The organism is Ruegeria sp. ABF4_144 (assembly GCF_056160045.1).
Genome location: NZ_JBSWWK010000001.1, coordinates 661257 through 676789, shown reverse-complemented (window position 1 = coordinate 676789; position 15533 = coordinate 661257). Strand labels below are relative to the sequence as shown.

Annotated in this window: 14 protein-coding genes; 9 read left to right on the top strand and 5 right to left on the bottom strand. The window is 58.3% G+C overall.

Annotated elements, in window-relative coordinates; translation table 11 throughout:
• Positions 1 to 18: 18 nt before the first annotated feature.
• The 3 genes from fdhF to ACXAGD_RS03525 all read right to left on the bottom strand — a co-directional run bounded on the left by fdhF (position 19) and on the right by ACXAGD_RS03525 (position 5489).
• Positions 19 to 2802, bottom strand: a complete 2784-nt coding sequence (gene fdhF, locus ACXAGD_RS03535; protein WP_475208517.1) for a formate dehydrogenase subunit alpha — start codon at positions 2800 to 2802, stop codon at positions 19 to 21.
• Between the two features lie 13 nt (positions 2803 to 2815).
• Positions 2816 to 4519 (bottom strand): NAD(P)H-dependent oxidoreductase subunit E, encoded by a 1704-nt coding sequence (locus tag ACXAGD_RS03530; RefSeq protein WP_475208516.1) that lies wholly within the window; start codon positions 4517 to 4519, stop codon positions 2816 to 2818.
• Positions 4520 to 4607: 88 nt separating this feature from the next.
• On the bottom strand, positions 4608 to 5489 hold the full coding sequence (locus ACXAGD_RS03525) for a LysR family transcriptional regulator (RefSeq protein WP_475212483.1): 882 nt from the start codon (positions 5487 to 5489) through the stop codon (positions 4608 to 4610).
• 144 nt (positions 5490 to 5633) lie between these two features.
• Between ACXAGD_RS03525 and ACXAGD_RS03520 the strand changes: the two genes are divergently transcribed.
• The gene (locus ACXAGD_RS03520; protein WP_475208515.1) at positions 5634 to 6098 is read left to right on the top strand and encodes a MaoC family dehydratase; all 465 of its coding nucleotides are present in this window, start codon (positions 5634 to 5636) and stop codon (positions 6096 to 6098) included.
• A 319-nt stretch (positions 6099 to 6417) separates the two neighbouring features.
• Here the strand turns inward: ACXAGD_RS03520 and ychF are convergent, their stop codons facing one another.
• Positions 6418 to 7515 (bottom strand): redox-regulated ATPase YchF, encoded by a 1098-nt coding sequence (gene ychF / locus ACXAGD_RS03515; protein ID WP_475208514.1) that lies wholly within the window; start codon positions 7513 to 7515, stop codon positions 6418 to 6420.
• A gap of 199 nt (positions 7516 to 7714) precedes the next feature.
• On the opposite strand from ychF, the gene ACXAGD_RS03510 reads away from it, so the two are divergent.
• The 8 genes from ACXAGD_RS03510 to hmuQ all read left to right on the top strand — a co-directional run bounded on the left by ACXAGD_RS03510 (position 7715) and on the right by hmuQ (position 14115).
• Positions 7715 to 8200, top strand: a complete 486-nt coding sequence (locus tag ACXAGD_RS03510; RefSeq protein ID WP_475208513.1) for an acyloxyacyl hydrolase — start codon at positions 7715 to 7717, stop codon at positions 8198 to 8200.
• Positions 8201 to 8278: 78 nt separating this feature from the next.
• Positions 8279 to 9070, top strand: a complete 792-nt coding sequence (trpA, locus tag ACXAGD_RS03505) for a tryptophan synthase subunit alpha (protein WP_475208512.1) — start codon at positions 8279 to 8281, stop codon at positions 9068 to 9070.
• A gap of 136 nt (positions 9071 to 9206) precedes the next feature.
• A complete protein-coding gene (locus ACXAGD_RS03500; RefSeq protein ID WP_475208510.1) occupies positions 9207 to 10373 on the top strand; it encodes an alpha-hydroxy acid oxidase in 1167 nt (388 codons plus the stop codon).
• Positions 10374 to 10621: 248 nt separating this feature from the next.
• Entirely contained in the window at positions 10622 to 11275 is a 654-nt protein-coding gene (locus ACXAGD_RS03495; protein ID WP_475208509.1) for a 50S ribosomal protein L25/general stress protein Ctc, read from the top strand.
• 126 nt (positions 11276 to 11401) lie between these two features.
• Positions 11402 to 12082 (top strand): aminoacyl-tRNA hydrolase, encoded by a 681-nt coding sequence (pth, locus tag ACXAGD_RS03490; protein WP_475208508.1) that lies wholly within the window; start codon positions 11402 to 11404, stop codon positions 12080 to 12082.
• A gap of 81 nt (positions 12083 to 12163) precedes the next feature.
• On the top strand, positions 12164 to 13327 hold the full coding sequence (locus ACXAGD_RS03485) for a serine hydrolase domain-containing protein (protein ID WP_475208507.1): 1164 nt from the start codon (positions 12164 to 12166) through the stop codon (positions 13325 to 13327).
• 9 nt (positions 13328 to 13336) lie between these two features.
• On the top strand, positions 13337 to 13714 hold the full coding sequence (locus ACXAGD_RS03480) for a DUF2237 family protein (RefSeq protein WP_475208506.1): 378 nt from the start codon (positions 13337 to 13339) through the stop codon (positions 13712 to 13714).
• 80 nt (positions 13715 to 13794) lie between these two features.
• Positions 13795 to 14115, top strand: a complete 321-nt coding sequence (gene hmuQ / locus ACXAGD_RS03475) for a heme-degrading protein HmuQ (protein WP_475208505.1) — start codon at positions 13795 to 13797, stop codon at positions 14113 to 14115.
• Between the two features lie 53 nt (positions 14116 to 14168).
• Here hmuQ and ACXAGD_RS03470 read toward each other — a convergent pair whose 3' ends face one another.
• Positions 14169 to 15314, bottom strand: coding sequence for a slipin family protein (locus ACXAGD_RS03470; RefSeq protein ID WP_475208504.1), 1146 nt, complete (start codon positions 15312 to 15314; stop codon positions 14169 to 14171).
• Between the last annotated feature and the right edge of the window lie 219 nt (positions 15315 to 15533).

The window sequence follows — 15533 nt, the reverse complement described above, 5'->3', positions numbered from 1 at the left end:
TATTCGTGAGTAGTGATTTTATTCCGCTGCGATGGCGTCTTCGATTTTTTCGACCCGGATCGCCGAGAACTTGAACTCGGGGATTTTGCCATAAGGATCGATGGCCGAGTTGGTCAGGATGTTCGCCGCGGCCTCGACATAGGCAAACGGGATGAACACCATGTCTTCGGCAATCGCGCGATCGGCACGCGCCATGATCTCGATCGAACCACGACGGGTGGTCAGACGGATCATCTCGCCCGGTTCAATCCCCATTAGCTTGAGCGTACGAGGGTTCAGCGAACAGTTCGCCTCCGGCTCAACCGCGTCCAGAACATTGGATCGGCGGGTCATCGACCCGGTGTGCCAGTGCTCCAGCTGACGGCCAGTGGTAGCGATCATCGGATACTCATCATCCGGTGCCTCATCCGGCGGGATGACGCTGGCCGGGGTAAACCGGGCTTTACCATCCGCACGCGGGAAGCCGTCGCCGAACACAATCGCCTGCCCCGGGTCTGTCTCAGACAGCGACGGATAGGTGATGGTTTCGGTTTCCAGACGCTCCCACGTGATGTTGTTGAGCGAATTCATCGTCAGCTTCATCTCAGCAAAGACCTGAGACACATCAGTGTACTCCCAGTTCAGACCGATCCGCTGCGCCAGTTCGACGGTGATCTTCCAATCCTCGCGCGCTTCACCCGGAGGAGTCACGGCCGGGCGCACACGCTGAACCTGACGGTTGGTGTTCGACACGGTGCCGTTCTTCTCATAGAGCGCCGAGGCAGGCAGGATGATGTCGGCATAGTTCGCCGTCTCGGTCAGGAAAATATCCTGCACGATCATCAGGTCCAGCTTGGCCAGTGCGTCGCGGGCGTGGTTTACATCTGGGTCGGACATGGCCGGGTTCTCACCCATGATGTACATACCCTTGATGTTGCCCGCATACGCCTGATCGATGATCTCGGTGACGGTCAGACCCTTCTCGTTCGAGAAGTCGTCCGAATTCCAGACGTTGTTGAACTTGGCGCGGATGCCATCGTCGGTCACGGTCTGGTAGTCCGGCAAGAACATCGGGATCAGACCGGCGTCCGAGGCACCCTGCACGTTGTTCTGACCCCGCAACGGGTGCAGACCCGCACCGGGTTTACCAACGTTACCGGTCATCAAAGCCAGCGAGATCAGGCAGCGCGAGTTGTCGGTGCCGTGGATGTGCTGACTGACGCCCATACCCCAGAAGATCAAACCGGCCTTGGCTTGCGCGAAGGTGCGCGCGACACGGCGCAGCTGATCCGGTTCGATGCCACAGATCGGCGACATCGCCTCGGGCGTGAACTGGCGCAGGTGCTCTTTCTCGGCTTCCCAGTTCTCGGTCCAGCGGTGGATGTACTGGCTGTCATAGAGTTCCTCTTCGACGATCACGTTCATGATCGCGTTAAGCATCGAAACATCCGCCCCCGGACGGAACTGCAGCATCTCATCCGCAAACTTGCGCATGCCAACACCGCGCGGGTCCATCACGATCAGCTTGCCGCCGCGCTTGGCGAACTGTTTGAAGTAGGTCGCCGCAACGGGGTGGTTCTCGATTGGGTTCGAGCCAATGATGATCGCCACATCCGCGTTTTCGATCTCGTTGAAAGTCGCGGTCACAGCACCCGAACCGACGTTCTCGATCAGAGCCGCAACGGACGACGCGTGGCACAGACGGGTGCAGTGGTCGACGTTGTTGTGCTTGAAACCCTGACGGATGAACTTCTGGAACAGGTACGCTTCTTCGTTGGTGCACTTGGCCGAACCAAAGCCTGCGACGCTGCGCGGGTCTTCTTCGCGCAGTGTTTTCAGCTTGGTCGCCGCCAGATCCATCGCCTCTTCCCACGTCGCTTCGCGGAAATGGGTCGACAGGTTACCCGGATCGACGTTCAGGCCCTTAGCGGGTGCGTCCTCACGGCGGATCAGCGGCTTGGTCAGACGGTGCGGGTGGTGGATGTAGTCGAAACCAAAGCGACCTTTGACGCACAGACGACCTTCGTTTGCGGGGCCGTTGATGCCCTCGACATATTTGACCTTACCGTCTTTGACCTTCAGCGAGACCTTGCAGCCCACACCGCAGAACGGGCAGACGCTTTCGGTTTCGCTATCGTAATCCTTGCTGTCACCTTTTTGCTGGTCGTCCAGCACGGTGGCGGGCATCAGCGCGCCGGTCGGGCAGGCTTGGACGCATTCACCACAGGCGACACAGGTTGAATCGCCCATCGGATCGTTCTGATCGAACACCACTTGCGCCGTATGTCCACGACCGGCCATGCCGATCACGTCATTCACCTGCACTTCACGGCAGGCACGGACGCAAAGGTTGCAGTTGATGCAGGCGTCCAGATTGACGCGCATCGCTACGTGGCTGTCATCCAGCAGTGGGATCTTCTCGGCCTCTTTCGCCGGGAAACGGCTGTCGCTGACATCGTTCAGCTTCGCCATATCCCAGAAATGGCTGGAGGTGTCGTGCGCCTCTTCGGGCTGGTCGGCGACCAGCAGTTCCATAACCATGGCGCGCGATTTCTCGGCGCGGTCTGAGTCGGTTTTCACCACCATACCGTCCGCTGCGGGACGGATGCACGAGGCGACCAACGTGCGCTCGCCTTCCACCTCGACCATACAGGCGCGGCAGTTGCCGTCCGGGCGGTAGCCCGGCTGCGGCTTGTGGCACAGGTGCGGAATGGTGAACCCCTGCCCCTTGGCGGCTTCCCAGATGGTCCAGCCCTCGGGCACGGTGACATCTTCGCCGTTCAGGTTGAAGGTGACGGTCTTGTTTGGGCTTGCATCAAGCATGGCTCTGTCTCCCTCAGATTTCGTCGGCGAAGTGTTTCATGACAAGGCGGATCGGGTTCGGGGCCGCCTGGCCCAGACCGCAGATCGAGGCATCGCCCATGACCTGGCACAGATCTTCCAGCAGATCGGTGTCCCATTTATCGGCTTGCATCAGTTTGACTGCCTTTTCGCAGCCCGCGCGGCAGGGCGTACACTGGCCACAGCTTTCATCTTCGAAGAAGCGCAGCATGTTCAGCGCCGCATCGCGGGCAGTGTCCTGATCGGACAGAACCACAACCGCGGCGGACCCGATAAAGGTGCCCAGCGGCTGCAGAGTGTCAAAGTCGAGCGGGACGTCGTCGATGTCAGAGGGGAGAAGACCTGACGACGGCCCGCCCGGTTGATACGCCTTGAACACATGACCTTCGGCCATGCCGCCGGCGGCACCAATCACGTCAAGAATGGTCGAACCCGCGGGTAGCAGGTAGACACCGGGCTTCGCCACCCGGCCCGAGACCGAATAGCTGCGCAGGCCCTTGCGGCCATTCTTTTCAACTGAATTCAGGATCTGCGGCCCTTCGCGGCAAATCTTCGAGACCCAATAAAGAGTCTCGACATTGTGCACCAAGGTCGGGCGGTTAAAGACCCCAACCTGCGCCACGAATGGAGGACGGTGGCGCGGCAGGCCCTTTTTGCCCTCGATCGACTCGATCATCGCGGATTCTTCACCGCAGATGTAGGCACCTGCACCTCGGCGCAGGTCAATATAGCCTTTCTCGACGATCCCGGCCTCTTCCAGCGCAGCAATCTCACGGCGCAAGATTTCCAGCACCGCCGGATATTCGTCACGCATGTAGATGAAGCAGGTCTGTGCCTCTACGGCCCAAGCGGCGATAAGCATCCCTTCGAGGAAGACATGCGGTGCGCGCTCCAGGTAATAGCGGTCCTTGAACGTGCCCGGCTCGCCCTCATCACCATTCACGGCCAGATAGCGCGTGCCTTCGTTCATACGAACAAAGCCCCATTTCTTGCCGGAAGGGAAGCCAGCGCCACCCAGACCACGCAGGCCTGAGGACAGCACATCTTCCTGCACCTTCTCCCAATCACCGCTTTCACGCAGTTCGATCAGTTTGTCGTAGCCACCCTTGAACCGATAAACTTGGAATTCCTCGTAGTCGGGCAGATGTGCATGCGTGTCATCGGCTGCAATCGCGGCCTGCACCTTCTCGGGGGTCGCATGGTCAATGTGGTTGTGACCAATCTCAAGCACCGGTGCGGTGTCACAGCGGCCCATGCAGGGCGCGCGCACAACGCGGACTTCAGCAGGATCAAGGCCGTCTTCCAGTGCTTTTTGCAACTGCTGGGCACCGGCCATTTCGCAGGACAGAGAATCACAAACGCGGATCGTCAACGCCGGAGGAGGCGTCTCGCCCTCTTTCACCACATCAAAATGGGCATAGAAGGTCGCAGTTTCGTAAATTTCGGCCTGACCAATCCGCATCTCGACCGCAAGTGCTGCGATGTGGTCGGCGCTGATATGGCCGTGTTCGTCCTGAATCAAATGCAGGAATTCAATCAGCAGGTCGCGGCGGCGCGGGCGATCCCCTAACAGACGGGTAATCTCCGCCTGTGCTTCATCCGTGAACTGACGGCCTTTTGGTGTGTGCCGTCCTCTGCCTTTACCTGACTTCCAAACGCCCTTATTCGCGTCGGATGGCTTGGTATCCAAGGGTGCCATGCTTTCCTCCGTTTGAGACTCAAGTCTGTCTCATCAGAGAAGCATATCGTCAAATCGCCAAATTCAATCGCACGATAACGACACCTTATCACCGCAAAGAGGTCACCACCGCTCGCAAAGCCTCGACCGTCGGCAATTCCGGGTCTCGGGTCAGGGTTGCCAAACAGATCGGTTTGCTGACAACAGGGTCGACCAGAGGCAGCACTTTCGTGCCCTTTAAGTCTCCCAACGCACGGACCAACACGCGCGGAACGACGGTGGCCGCCAGCCCCTCGCGCGCCATGACCATCGAGGCGGTGAAACCGCTGGTCTCGGCCACAACGATCGGGTGCAAACCCTGATCCAGGAAAATACGATCCAGAATACGCCGGTTCTGCATTTGCGGGACAAGCAGGCTCAGCGGGAATTCAGCGACTTTTGCCCACGGAATAGGCCCGTTTTCCTCCGTAAAATGCGCCGGAGCCAGCAATACGTAGGTCTCTTCGTACAAGGGCTGAACATGGCGCAGATCGGTGCCGATACTGTCACCATAGGTGACACCGGCGTCCAGACTTCCCTCATCCAAACGGTGCTGTATGGCCGAAGCGGACATAGTTTCAATGCGCGTTACGATGCGTGGATGCGCCTGACGCAGGCGTTTCGTCAACCGCCCGGTAAAGGCAATGGCCGTTGGGATCACTCCCAGCATAAGCGTGCCGGTGATTTCACCCTTCGCAGCCTGAACCTGCTGTTCCAGCGCCTTGGCGTCGTCGAGGATACGCCGCGCGCGCTGGACGATCATCGCGCCCTCTTCGGTCAGGCCCTGAAACCGGTTTGCGCGGCGGACGATGGAAACGCCCAGTCGATCCTCAAGATTGCGGATGCGCATCGAGAAGGCAGGCTGCGATATCCCACATTCTTCGGCCGCCTTGGCAAAATGCTGATGCCGCGCCAAGGCGCTGAGCAGTTGAAGGTCGCGGATTTCAATCATTTGCAGACGGTCCAATTAGAGGGCGAACAGCAGACTAACGCGTTTTTATCGATGTAGAAATGCCCGCCGTCGATGAACTGTGAACAGTTTCTTATTGGTTTCATAGGCGATACGATGAGAGGCACAGTATAAGCGAGTATTGGTATGTCTGACGGCAAATATCTCGATGACCTGGCGGTTGGAGACTGCTTCGAGACAGGGGGCATTTCTCTTACGGAGGGCGGGATTGTGGACTTTGCCCTTGTGCATGACCCACAACCCTTCCACATAGACAAGGTCGCCGCGACCGAGTCGATTTTTGGCGGCCTTATTGCAAGTGGCTTTCAGACCATTGCCCTTACTTTTCGGCTTTTTCGCGACACGGGCGTTCTTAACGGCACAAATCTTGGTGGTCATGGCATGGACGAAGTCCGGTGGTTGGCACCAGTCTTCGCAGGCGACACCATCCGCGCGCGCGTCACGGTCGAAGCGATCAAGCCATCCCGTTCCAAGCCTGATCGGGGTACGGTTCGTTTCCGTTATCGAACGTACAATCAAAAAGACATCGAAGTCCTCAGCTTCATCATTCACCACGTAATGGCACGACGAAAACAACTCGATACAGCCTGACACAAGAGAATGGCAGAGGGCGCACGTTGGCCGCAATCCTGGAACTTCAGCAACTGTTCGATGGCTATGTCGAAGTTTATCAATCCAATGACCCAGCAGGATGCGCGTCCTATTTCTAAGACGATGCCGAACCCAAAGCCATCGAGGTCGTGCAAGCCGACACAAACGGGCCCATCGGTTGGCGCCTAACCCGCTTCAGTGAAGAGGCAGCGGATCATGGGACATCGCTCAACGATTGGTACAAGTTCCCGACGGCAGGTGGCCGATTACCCATCGCTGCTTAAACGAAACGCTTGATGTACGCGTTGGACAAGCTGGCTCAGGTGTTGAACAAAAAGTGCATCACGTCGCCATCCTTGACGATGTAGCCCTTGCCCTCAGCCCGCATCTTGCCTGCCTCTTTCGCGCCCTGCTCGCCATTGGTAGCGATGTAGTCGTCATAGGCGATGGTTTCGGCGCGGATGAAGCCTTTCTCAAAGTCACCATGAATCACGCCAGCGGCTTGCGGCGCGGCGGTGCCTGTGCGGATAGTCCAGGCGCGGGCCTCTTTCGGGCCGACGGTGAAATAGGTTTCCAACTTGAGCAGGTCGTAACCAGCGCGGATCAGACGATCCAGACCGGGTTCTTCCAGACCCATTTCCTCAAGGAACATCTGGGCTTCTTCGTCTTCCAGCAGGCTGATCTCTTCTTCGATCTTGGCGCTGATGATGACGTGGGCGTTGCCTTGTGCAGCGGCCATCTCGGCAACTTTGGCCGAGTATTCGTTGCCGTCGGCGGCCTCTTCCTCGGACACGTTGCAGACATAGAGCACCGGCTTGGTGGTCAGCAGCTGCAGCATCTTCCACGCCTTGGCATCCTCGTCCGAGACCTCGACCAGACGCGCGGGTTTGCCGTTTTCCAGCATCGCTTGCGCTTCGGCCAAAAGGCGATCTTGCTGTTGGGCTTCCTTATCGTTGCCCTTCAACTTGCGCACCAGATTGGCGCGGCGCTTTTCGATGCTTTCCAGATCAGCCAGCATCAGCTCGGTTTCGATTGTGTCTGCATCTGCCACCGGATCAACGCGGCCATCAACATGTGTCACGTCGCCGTCTTCGAAACAGCGCAGCACATGGGCGATGGCGTCCGTCTCACGAATGTTGGCCAGAAACTGGTTGCCTAGACCTTCGCCTTTCGAGGCACCCTTCACCAGACCGGCAATATCCACGAAAGTCATCCGGGTGGGGATAATCTGCTTTGAGCTGGCAATTGCCGCTAGTTTGTCCAGACGGTCATCAGGCACGGCGACATCGCCCACGTTGGGTTCGATCGTGCAGAACGGGAAATTCGCCGCCTGTGCGGCTGCGGTTTTGGTCAACGCATTGAAGAGGGTCGACTTGCCAACATTCGGCAAACCCACGATTCCCATTTTAAAGCCCATGACGGTCTCCTGATGCCATTCGAGGGGTGCTTCTATGCAGGTCCGGATCAATGCGCAAGCCGGACTGCAAACAACCGGGCCAAGTCCAATCGGCAACATCACAAAAATGTTCATCGTTTGGCGGCTTGCCCGGGCTCGAAACCGCGCCCTAAGATCGGCGTATAGAGCTTTAATAACAAACAAATAGTGAATATTAGATATGAAGAAAACAGCCACTACCCTTGCGCTGCTGCTGGCCGCCCAGACAGCGCAAGCCCAGTCCCTTGTTTTTGGCGCTGGCTATTCTGACTTTTCCAACAGCGCGGCTGAAGACGAAGCCGCATTTGCGCTTGAATACCATCACCGCCCGTTTCACAAAGCGACCCGCTTTTCCGCATCCTGGGGCGCTGCCCTGACGGTGGATACGGCAAGCAACGTCCATATTGGCATCGGGCTGATCGGCTTATACACCTTTGCGGAACGCTGGTTTGTCGAAGGCAGTGTCATGCCGGGGTACTTCTCTGAGAGCGACGAACTGAACGATCTTGGCGGGGAGTTCCAGATCCGCAGCCTTTTGAGCCTTGGCTATACCCTTGATAACGGCAACAAGGTCTCGTTTGCGATCACCCACAAGTCCAACGCCAGCACAAATATCGAAAACCCCGGTGTCAACTCGGCCCTGCTGCGATATCACTACCAGTTCTGAGTCAATCTGAACCGGCGGGATTGATTTCCGGGCAAAGTTTCTGCACATCAGGTTCAACTCTGAATGCAAGGACTGCAGATGACCCGTATTGACGCCAAATTCGCCGCCCTGAAGGCCGAGGGGAAAAAGGCCTTTGTAGCTTATATCATGGCAGGCGACCCCGATTTCGACACCTCGCTTGAGATTGTGAAAGGCCTGCCCGGCGCCGGTGTGGATGTCATCGAACTGGGGCTGCCCTTTACCGATCCAATGGCGGATGGCCCGACCATTCAAGCCGCGGGCCAACGGGCGCTGGATGGGGGTATGACCCTGCAGCGCACTCTGGACCTCGCAACTGCATTCCGCGAAACCGACGACACGACCCCGATTGTTCTCATGGGGTATTACAACCCGATCTACAGCCGCGGTGTGGATCGGTTTCTGGCTGACGCCCAAGCCGCCGGCATCGACGGCCTGATCGTCGTAGACCTGCCGCCAGAGGAAGACGAAGAGCTGTGCTTGCCCGCGCAAGCGGCGGGTCTGAACTTCATCCGTTTGGCGACTCCGACCACCGATGACAAACGCCTGCCCCGTGTACTGCAGAACACCTCGGGCTTTGTATATTACGTTTCGATCACTGGTATCACGGGCGCAGCCGAGGCACAGGCCACGAATGTTGGCCCCGAAGTCGCCCGGATCAAATCCGCAACCGACCTGCCCGTGATCGTGGGATTTGGCATCAACACACCCGAAAAATCCAAGGCCATTGCCAGCGTCGCTGATGGTGCGGTGGTCGGCTCGGCCATTGTCAGCCAAATCGCTGCGGGCAAACCCGTGCCCGAGGTTCTGGATTTTGTGAAAACACTGGCCGACGGCGCGCATTCCGCCTGAGCGTTCCGTTCTGAACACATCCGGAAAACCGCAGCAAGCAACTGGCCTGCTGCGGTTTTTTCTTACTTGCAGCCAATTGCGCCAACCCGGTTGCCCCATTAGAAATACTTGACCACTTAACCAAAGGCGCGACCCCATGCCCGTAATCACCACTATCGAAGACCTACGGCGCATCTATGAACGTCGTGTCCCACGGATGTTCTACGACTATGCCGAAAGCGGCAGTTGGACCGAGCAGACCTTCCGCGACAACAGCTCGGATTTTTCGGATATCCGCCTGCGGCAACGGGTTGCCGTGGACATGGCAGGGCGCTCTACCACGTCGCAGATGATCGGAGAGGATGTCGCGATGCCCGTCGCACTGGCTCCGGTCGGGCTGACGGGCATGCAGCATGCGGATGGTGAGATGAAAACCGCCAAAGCCGCCGAGGAGTTCGGCGTACCCTTTACCCTGTCCACAATGTCAATCAACTCGATCGAGGATGTGGCCGAGCACACAACGAAACCGTTCTGGTTTCAGCTCTATACGATGAAGGATCAGGACTATGTCAGTCGCCTGATTCAGCGCGCCAAGGATGCAAACTGCTCCGCCTTGGTGATTACGCTCGACCTGCAGATTCTGGGCCAGCGCCATAAAGACCTGAAGAACGGTTTGTCCGCGCCACCAAAACTCACGGCGAAGACCATTGCAAACCTTGCGACCAAGTGGTCGTGGGGCATCGAAATGCTGGGCGCCAAGCGTCGTGAATTCGGTAATATTGTCGGTCACGTCGAAGGTATCTCGGACGCCTCGTCCCTAGGCGCATGGACGGCCGAGCAGTTTGATCCCAGCCTCGACTGGGGCAAGGTCGAAAAGCTGATGGAGCAATGGGGCGGCAAGGTTATCCTAAAAGGCATTCTGGACGCCGAAGACGCCAAAATGGCCGCGAAACTTGGGGCCGATGCCATCGTCGTGTCGAACCACGGCGGACGGCAGTTGGACGGTGCACTCAGTTCCATTCGTATGCTCCCGCAGATCATGGATGCGGTCGGCGGGGATATCGAAGTCCATCTGGACAGCGGCATCCGATCTGGTCAGGACGTTCTCAAGGCCGTGGCAATGGGGGCCAAAGGCACCTATATCGGCCGCGCTTTTGTTTATGGCTTGGGCGCGATGGGGCAGAAAGGTGTGACAACTGCACTCGACGTCATCCAAAAGGAACTGGACACTACAATGGCTCTGTGTGGAGAGCGCAATGTTGGCGATCTGGGCCGGCACAACCTGTTGATCCCCGAAGATTTCGGCGGCCGCTGGCAGGACTGAAAACGCGGGATCAGTGGGCCCTGCTCCCGCCGCCGTTTGGGCAACTCCCCCGGGATACTTTCAGCCCGATGAAGCAAGGGATCCTGTATTCATCTGGCCCCAACTATCCCAAAGCGAAAGGCAGAGCCTCGCAAATAGGTATTAGGGGTAAAAACCCCTTTCCAAACCCAATGAATCAAGCTAAGGACGCGGCTTCACGCGGGCATACAGCCTTGGAGGATGCCCGCCCTAACATTTGGAGATATATCATGGCTGGTGAGATTCCTGATCTCGTAGCTCTGGAACGGACGGGGACAGGCAAGGGCGCCGCTCGTCAAGCACGCCGCGACGGCATGGTTCCGGGCATTGTTTTTGGTGGTGACAAAGAGCCGCTGCCGATTCAGATCCCGTTCAACGTCCTGTTCAAGCGCCTGAAAGCAGGCCGGTTCAAGTCGACCCTGTGGAACCTGAAGGTTGAAGGCCACGAAGACGTCCGCGTCATCTGCCGCGACGTTCAGCGTGACGTTGTCAAAGACCTGCCGACCCACCTGGACCTGATGCGCCTGCGTCGGACCACCAAGATCGCGCTGTTCATCCCGGTTGAGTTCATCAACGAAGACGAAGCGCCCGGCATCAAGAAGGGCGGCGTTCTGACCGTTGTTCGTCCGGAAGTCGAACTGGTCTGCACCGCCGGTGACATTCCCGAGAAGATCACCGTTGACGTGACCGGCATGGAAATCAACGACGTTGTGACCATCTCGTCCGTTGACCTGCCCACAGGCACCAAGCCGACCATCGACCGTGACTTCGTAATCGCGAACGTGTCGGCGCCGACTGGCCTGTCGACCAGCGACGACGAAGAAGAAGAAGCAGTGGCCGCAGACGAAGTTGAAGTCGTCGGTCAGGAAGAAGCAGAAGAATAAGTCCGGACCCAAATATCCGGATTGTAAAACGGGGCCTCTAGCAGGCCCCGTTTTCTTTTCCGCCCGGTCTGGAAAAACGGTGGCATTCCGTGCCATCAACCACGTGCATCGCACAAGGACGAGACTATGAAACTGTTTGTCGGATTGGGTAACCCGGGGTCAAAATACGCCCGCAACCGGCATAATATCGGCTTTATGGCCTTGGACCGGATTGCCGGGGATCACGGTTTTGGTCCCTGGAAATCCAAGTTTCAGGCTGAAATCGCCGAGGGGCGACTAGGCCGCGAAAAAGTGTTGTTGATCAAGCCGCAGACTTTCATGAACCGCTCGGGCCAGTCGGTGGGCGAAGCGATGCGCTTTTACAAACTGGACTCGACCGACGTGACCGTCTTTCACGACGAACTGGATCTGGCCCCCGGAAAAGTGCGCGTCAAAGCGGGTGGCGGGCATGCCGGCCATAACGGACTGCGCTCGATCCATGAGCATATCAGCCCTGCCTATGACCGGGTGCGACTGGGCATTGGGCACCCGGGGCGGAAAGAGATGGTCTCGCCCTATGTCCTAAGCGACTTTGCCAAGTCTGATGCTGATTGGCTGGACGATGTGCTGCGTGGTGTATCGGACGGTGCCGGACAACTGGCCGACGGCGAAAGCGGAAAGTTCATGAACGCGGTTGCCCTGCGCACCGCGCCACCTCGCTCGTCTAAATCGCCGGTCAAGGCACCGAAAACGGAGACCGCACCCGTGCCCGAACCCGAGGTCGACGAACGCTCGGCCATGCAAAAGCTGCTGGACAAGTTCAAATAGGCAGCTGACCTTGCCGCAACGTCTCAATTGCGGAAACGCATTGGGCGGGGTCCAATGTGACAGGGATATGGGAGGCAATAGATGAAAGCTCTGTTGAAATGGGCGCTGCGCATCCTGCTGATGTTAGTGCTGGCTGCAATTGTTGTAGGCGTTTGGAAACGCGAAGAGATTCAGCGGTTGATGGCCGTGAACTCTCTGTTCTCCGAAGACAAGATCGTTCATAACTTCTCTCATATGGATGAGGCTTTCCTGACGGTCGATCTGCCGCGCGGCGATGGCCCAACACGGGAGCTTCCCTATGGTCCCGGTTTTGACCTGCCCGACGGCACCGATGAGTGGATCGAGGATCGGGCGGTTACCTCGCTGCTGGTGATGCAGGACGGTCAGATCCGGTTCGAAGAGTACTATCTGGGCACCACCCCCGAGGACCGCCGGATTTCATGGTCGGTTGCCAAAAGCTACCTCTCGTCGTTGTTCGGTGTCCTGTTGGCCGAAGGGGCCATCGACTCGTTGGACGATCCGGTTGTGAAATACGCGCCAAATCTGGCGGGCACTGCATACGACGGCGCGACAATCCGGAATGTGCTAAACATGGCCAGCGGCGTCACCTTTAACGAGGACTATTTCGACCCCAATTCAGACATTAACCGGATGGGCCGCGTGGTGGCCCTGGGCGGAGAGTTGGACGACTTCGCGGCCTCGCTTCAGGACACGTTCGCCACCCCGGGCGAGACCTGGCAATACGTCTCAATCGACACCCATGTGATCGGCATGGTGATCCGTGGCGCAACCGGACGCAGCGTGACCGAGTTGCTGACCGAAAAGATCATTCAGCCGCTGGGTTTGGAGTATGATGGCTATTACGTGACCGACGGTGCCGGGGTTGCCTTTGTGCTGGGTGGGCTGAACTTCACAACCCGTGACTTCGCCCGCTTTGGTCAAATGATCCTGCAAAACGGAGAGATTGACGGCCAGCAATTGGTGCCAGCAGACTGGATCGCCGAATCCGTCCTGCCCAGCGCGCCGACCGAGACGGGCAAGATCGGGTACGGCTATCAGTGGTGGATTCCGGTCGGAGCGCATGAGGGTGAGTTTCTCGCACGTGGCGTTTATGGTCAGTACATCTATTTCGACCGGCCGCGTGGGGTTCTGATCGTCACAACCGGGGCAGATCGGAAATTCCGCGACGATGGCGTGAACGAAGCAAACATAGAAATGTTCCGCAAAATCGCGCAAAGCCTGTAAGGTAGGCGTATGGAAAAACAGGACAGCATCAATGTGTTGGGCAGTGTGCTCGCCCCATGTTCCCGCGATCCGCTGACCGGGTTCTTTCGCGATGGTGCCTGCAACACCTGCCCCGAGGATCAGGGCAGCCACACCGTTTGTGCTGTTATGACGGCCGAATTTCTGGCCTTTTCAAAATACGTGGGAAACGATCTGAGCACCCCACGCCCCGAGTTCAACTTTCCCGGTCTGAAGCCCGGTGACAGCTGGTGCCTTTGCGCCGGGCGATTTTTGCAGGCCCATGACGAAGGTTGTGCCCCCAAGGTGCATCTTGAGGCCACCCATCAGCGCGCGCTGGATGTGGTACCCTTGGACATACTGCATCAGCACGCGGCCGAAGTTGATTGACCCTTAGCGAAATCCGCATCACAAACCCTGCAGCCAATTCTGATTAGCTAACCATGTACTTAGCACCGACGAGGCCTGCCATGAGCTATATCGCAATGAACCGTTTCAAAGTCCGTTTGGGCAGTGAAGCCGATTTCGAAAACGTCTGGAAAGAGCGCCAGAGCCGCCTGAACGAATTGCCGGGTTTTAACGAGTTCCGTTTGCTCAAAGGACCCGAAGGTGACGGCTATCGCCTGTATTCCAGCCATGTAGTCTGGGATCGCCGCGAAGATTTCGAAGCGTGGACCAAGTCTGAGCAATTCCGCGATGCTCATCGGAATGCCGGGAACAGTAAAACGCAGTCGGCCCTGATGGGGCCGCCGCAATTCGAAGGGTTTGAGACGGTCCTGATCGAAAGCTGACGGAATGGGCCGACCCGGATTTTCGCCGGATCGGCCCTTTGCTTTGGGCGGGATCACTCCCGCAGTTTCACAAGGTCGGTCATCAGACCTTCGGTCCCGTTATGGACCGTCAGCCGCTCGACCTTTCCGGCGATGGTTTCCAGAGCCTCAAGCTCTTTCAACCGCAGCATCACCGGGTTTTCGGCCATCACCTTCGCGGTATTCAACAGGGACCGCGTGGCGTTGGTTTCTTCCCGCCGCCGGATGACGTTTGCCTCGGCTTGTTTCTCAGCAGCGACCACGGCGGTCAGGATTTCCCGCATCTCACCGGGCAGGATAACGTCTTTCAACGCGATCTCACCCACTTCGATACCGATCCCGGCCATCTGTGTCCGCACCCGATCTGCAGCCTCGGTGTCGACGGTCACTTTCTCGGCCAACAGCCGGTCCAGCGTCATCGCGCCCAAGGTCTTCCGGAACGCCAGCTGCAACGCCCGGTGCAGGGCCTGGTCGAAGTCCTTAACCGCCCCCACCGCCGTGATCGGATCAACGACCCGGTAGTCGGCGCTAAGGTTTACCCGGATGGTTACCCGGTCTTTGGTCAGGATCTCTTGCCCTGTCACCTCATGGGTCCGTTGCCGGAGGTCGATCTGCTTGACCTCGACGTTCCGCCCGACTTTCCAGAAGGCGTGCGCACCCGTAGTCAGCTGATCCACCAGCACCCCGTCCACCGTCAGCAGCCCGGTATGCCCTTCGGCAATCTCGACCTGCGTCAGGTTCAACCGCAGCCCGGCACGAACCAGCCGCTGTGCGACTGCTTTGGGAACGGCCATGGTTTCGGTCAGCGCGTAATGCTCGACCTTCCACGGCCCCGCAGCTTTCCAGACCAGCACCCGGGCTTCGGGGTTCAACACCCGAACAGGCACCCCATCCCGCAGCAGAACCAGAACTTCGTCAGGTGCGGCCCGAAACTCGGTCAAATGCTTGGCGGCCAGTTCGGGCCGGTTCTGCATCAGCGCCCGCTCATAGGGCGACACGAAAAAGAGCTTCTCCAGATCGTGCAGCTCGGTCAGCACATCCTTGCGCGGCAACCGGTGTTTCCCGGGGCCGAGGATTGCATCGAACACCCCGTTGCGCAGGACCAGCATCCGCTGGGTCTCGGTCAGGGTCAGCCGCCGGTGGCCGGTCAGCCGGTCAATCAGATCTTGGAACAGTGTCATATCATTTCTCCTTTTCGTCTCGCTCTATCGTCGTCGCAAATGCGAACTCCTTTTCATGTTTTCAGTGGGTTGCACCCCGAACGGGTGACAGGTGTGAAACCTTCGGTCGAAGGCAGGAAAGATCCGGACATCCCCCGCGCCATGCCCCTGCGCGGGAGGGTCAGAGAGAGGGGCGCGGGACCCATGCGCCGCGCAAACCAAGGGTCAAGCGGGGCACCG

Coding starts and splice junctions, on each gene's coding strand:
- fdhF (WP_475208517.1), bottom strand. CDS start 2,802: ATGCTTGATGCAAGCCCAAACAAGACCGTCACCTTCAACCTGAACGGC.
- ACXAGD_RS03530 (WP_475208516.1), bottom strand. CDS start 4,519: ATGGCACCCTTGGATACCAAGCCATCCGACGCGAATAAGGGCGTTTGG.
- ACXAGD_RS03525 (WP_475212483.1), bottom strand. CDS start 5,489: ATGATTGAAATCCGCGACCTTCAACTGCTCAGCGCCTTGGCGCGGCAT.
- ACXAGD_RS03520 (WP_475208515.1), top strand. CDS start 5,634: ATGTCTGACGGCAAATATCTCGATGACCTGGCGGTTGGAGACTGCTTC.
- ychF (WP_475208514.1), bottom strand. CDS start 7,515: ATGGGCTTTAAAATGGGAATCGTGGGTTTGCCGAATGTTGGCAAGTCG.
- ACXAGD_RS03510 (WP_475208513.1), top strand. CDS start 7,715: ATGAAGAAAACAGCCACTACCCTTGCGCTGCTGCTGGCCGCCCAGACA.
- trpA (WP_475208512.1), top strand. CDS start 8,279: ATGACCCGTATTGACGCCAAATTCGCCGCCCTGAAGGCCGAGGGGAAA.
- ACXAGD_RS03500 (WP_475208510.1), top strand. CDS start 9,207: ATGCCCGTAATCACCACTATCGAAGACCTACGGCGCATCTATGAACGT.
- ACXAGD_RS03495 (WP_475208509.1), top strand. CDS start 10,622: ATGGCTGGTGAGATTCCTGATCTCGTAGCTCTGGAACGGACGGGGACA.
- pth (WP_475208508.1), top strand. CDS start 11,402: ATGAAACTGTTTGTCGGATTGGGTAACCCGGGGTCAAAATACGCCCGC.
- ACXAGD_RS03485 (WP_475208507.1), top strand. CDS start 12,164: ATGAAAGCTCTGTTGAAATGGGCGCTGCGCATCCTGCTGATGTTAGTG.
- ACXAGD_RS03480 (WP_475208506.1), top strand. CDS start 13,337: ATGGAAAAACAGGACAGCATCAATGTGTTGGGCAGTGTGCTCGCCCCA.
- hmuQ (WP_475208505.1), top strand. CDS start 13,795: ATGAGCTATATCGCAATGAACCGTTTCAAAGTCCGTTTGGGCAGTGAA.
- ACXAGD_RS03470 (WP_475208504.1), bottom strand. CDS start 15,314: ATGACACTGTTCCAAGATCTGATTGACCGGCTGACCGGCCACCGGCGG.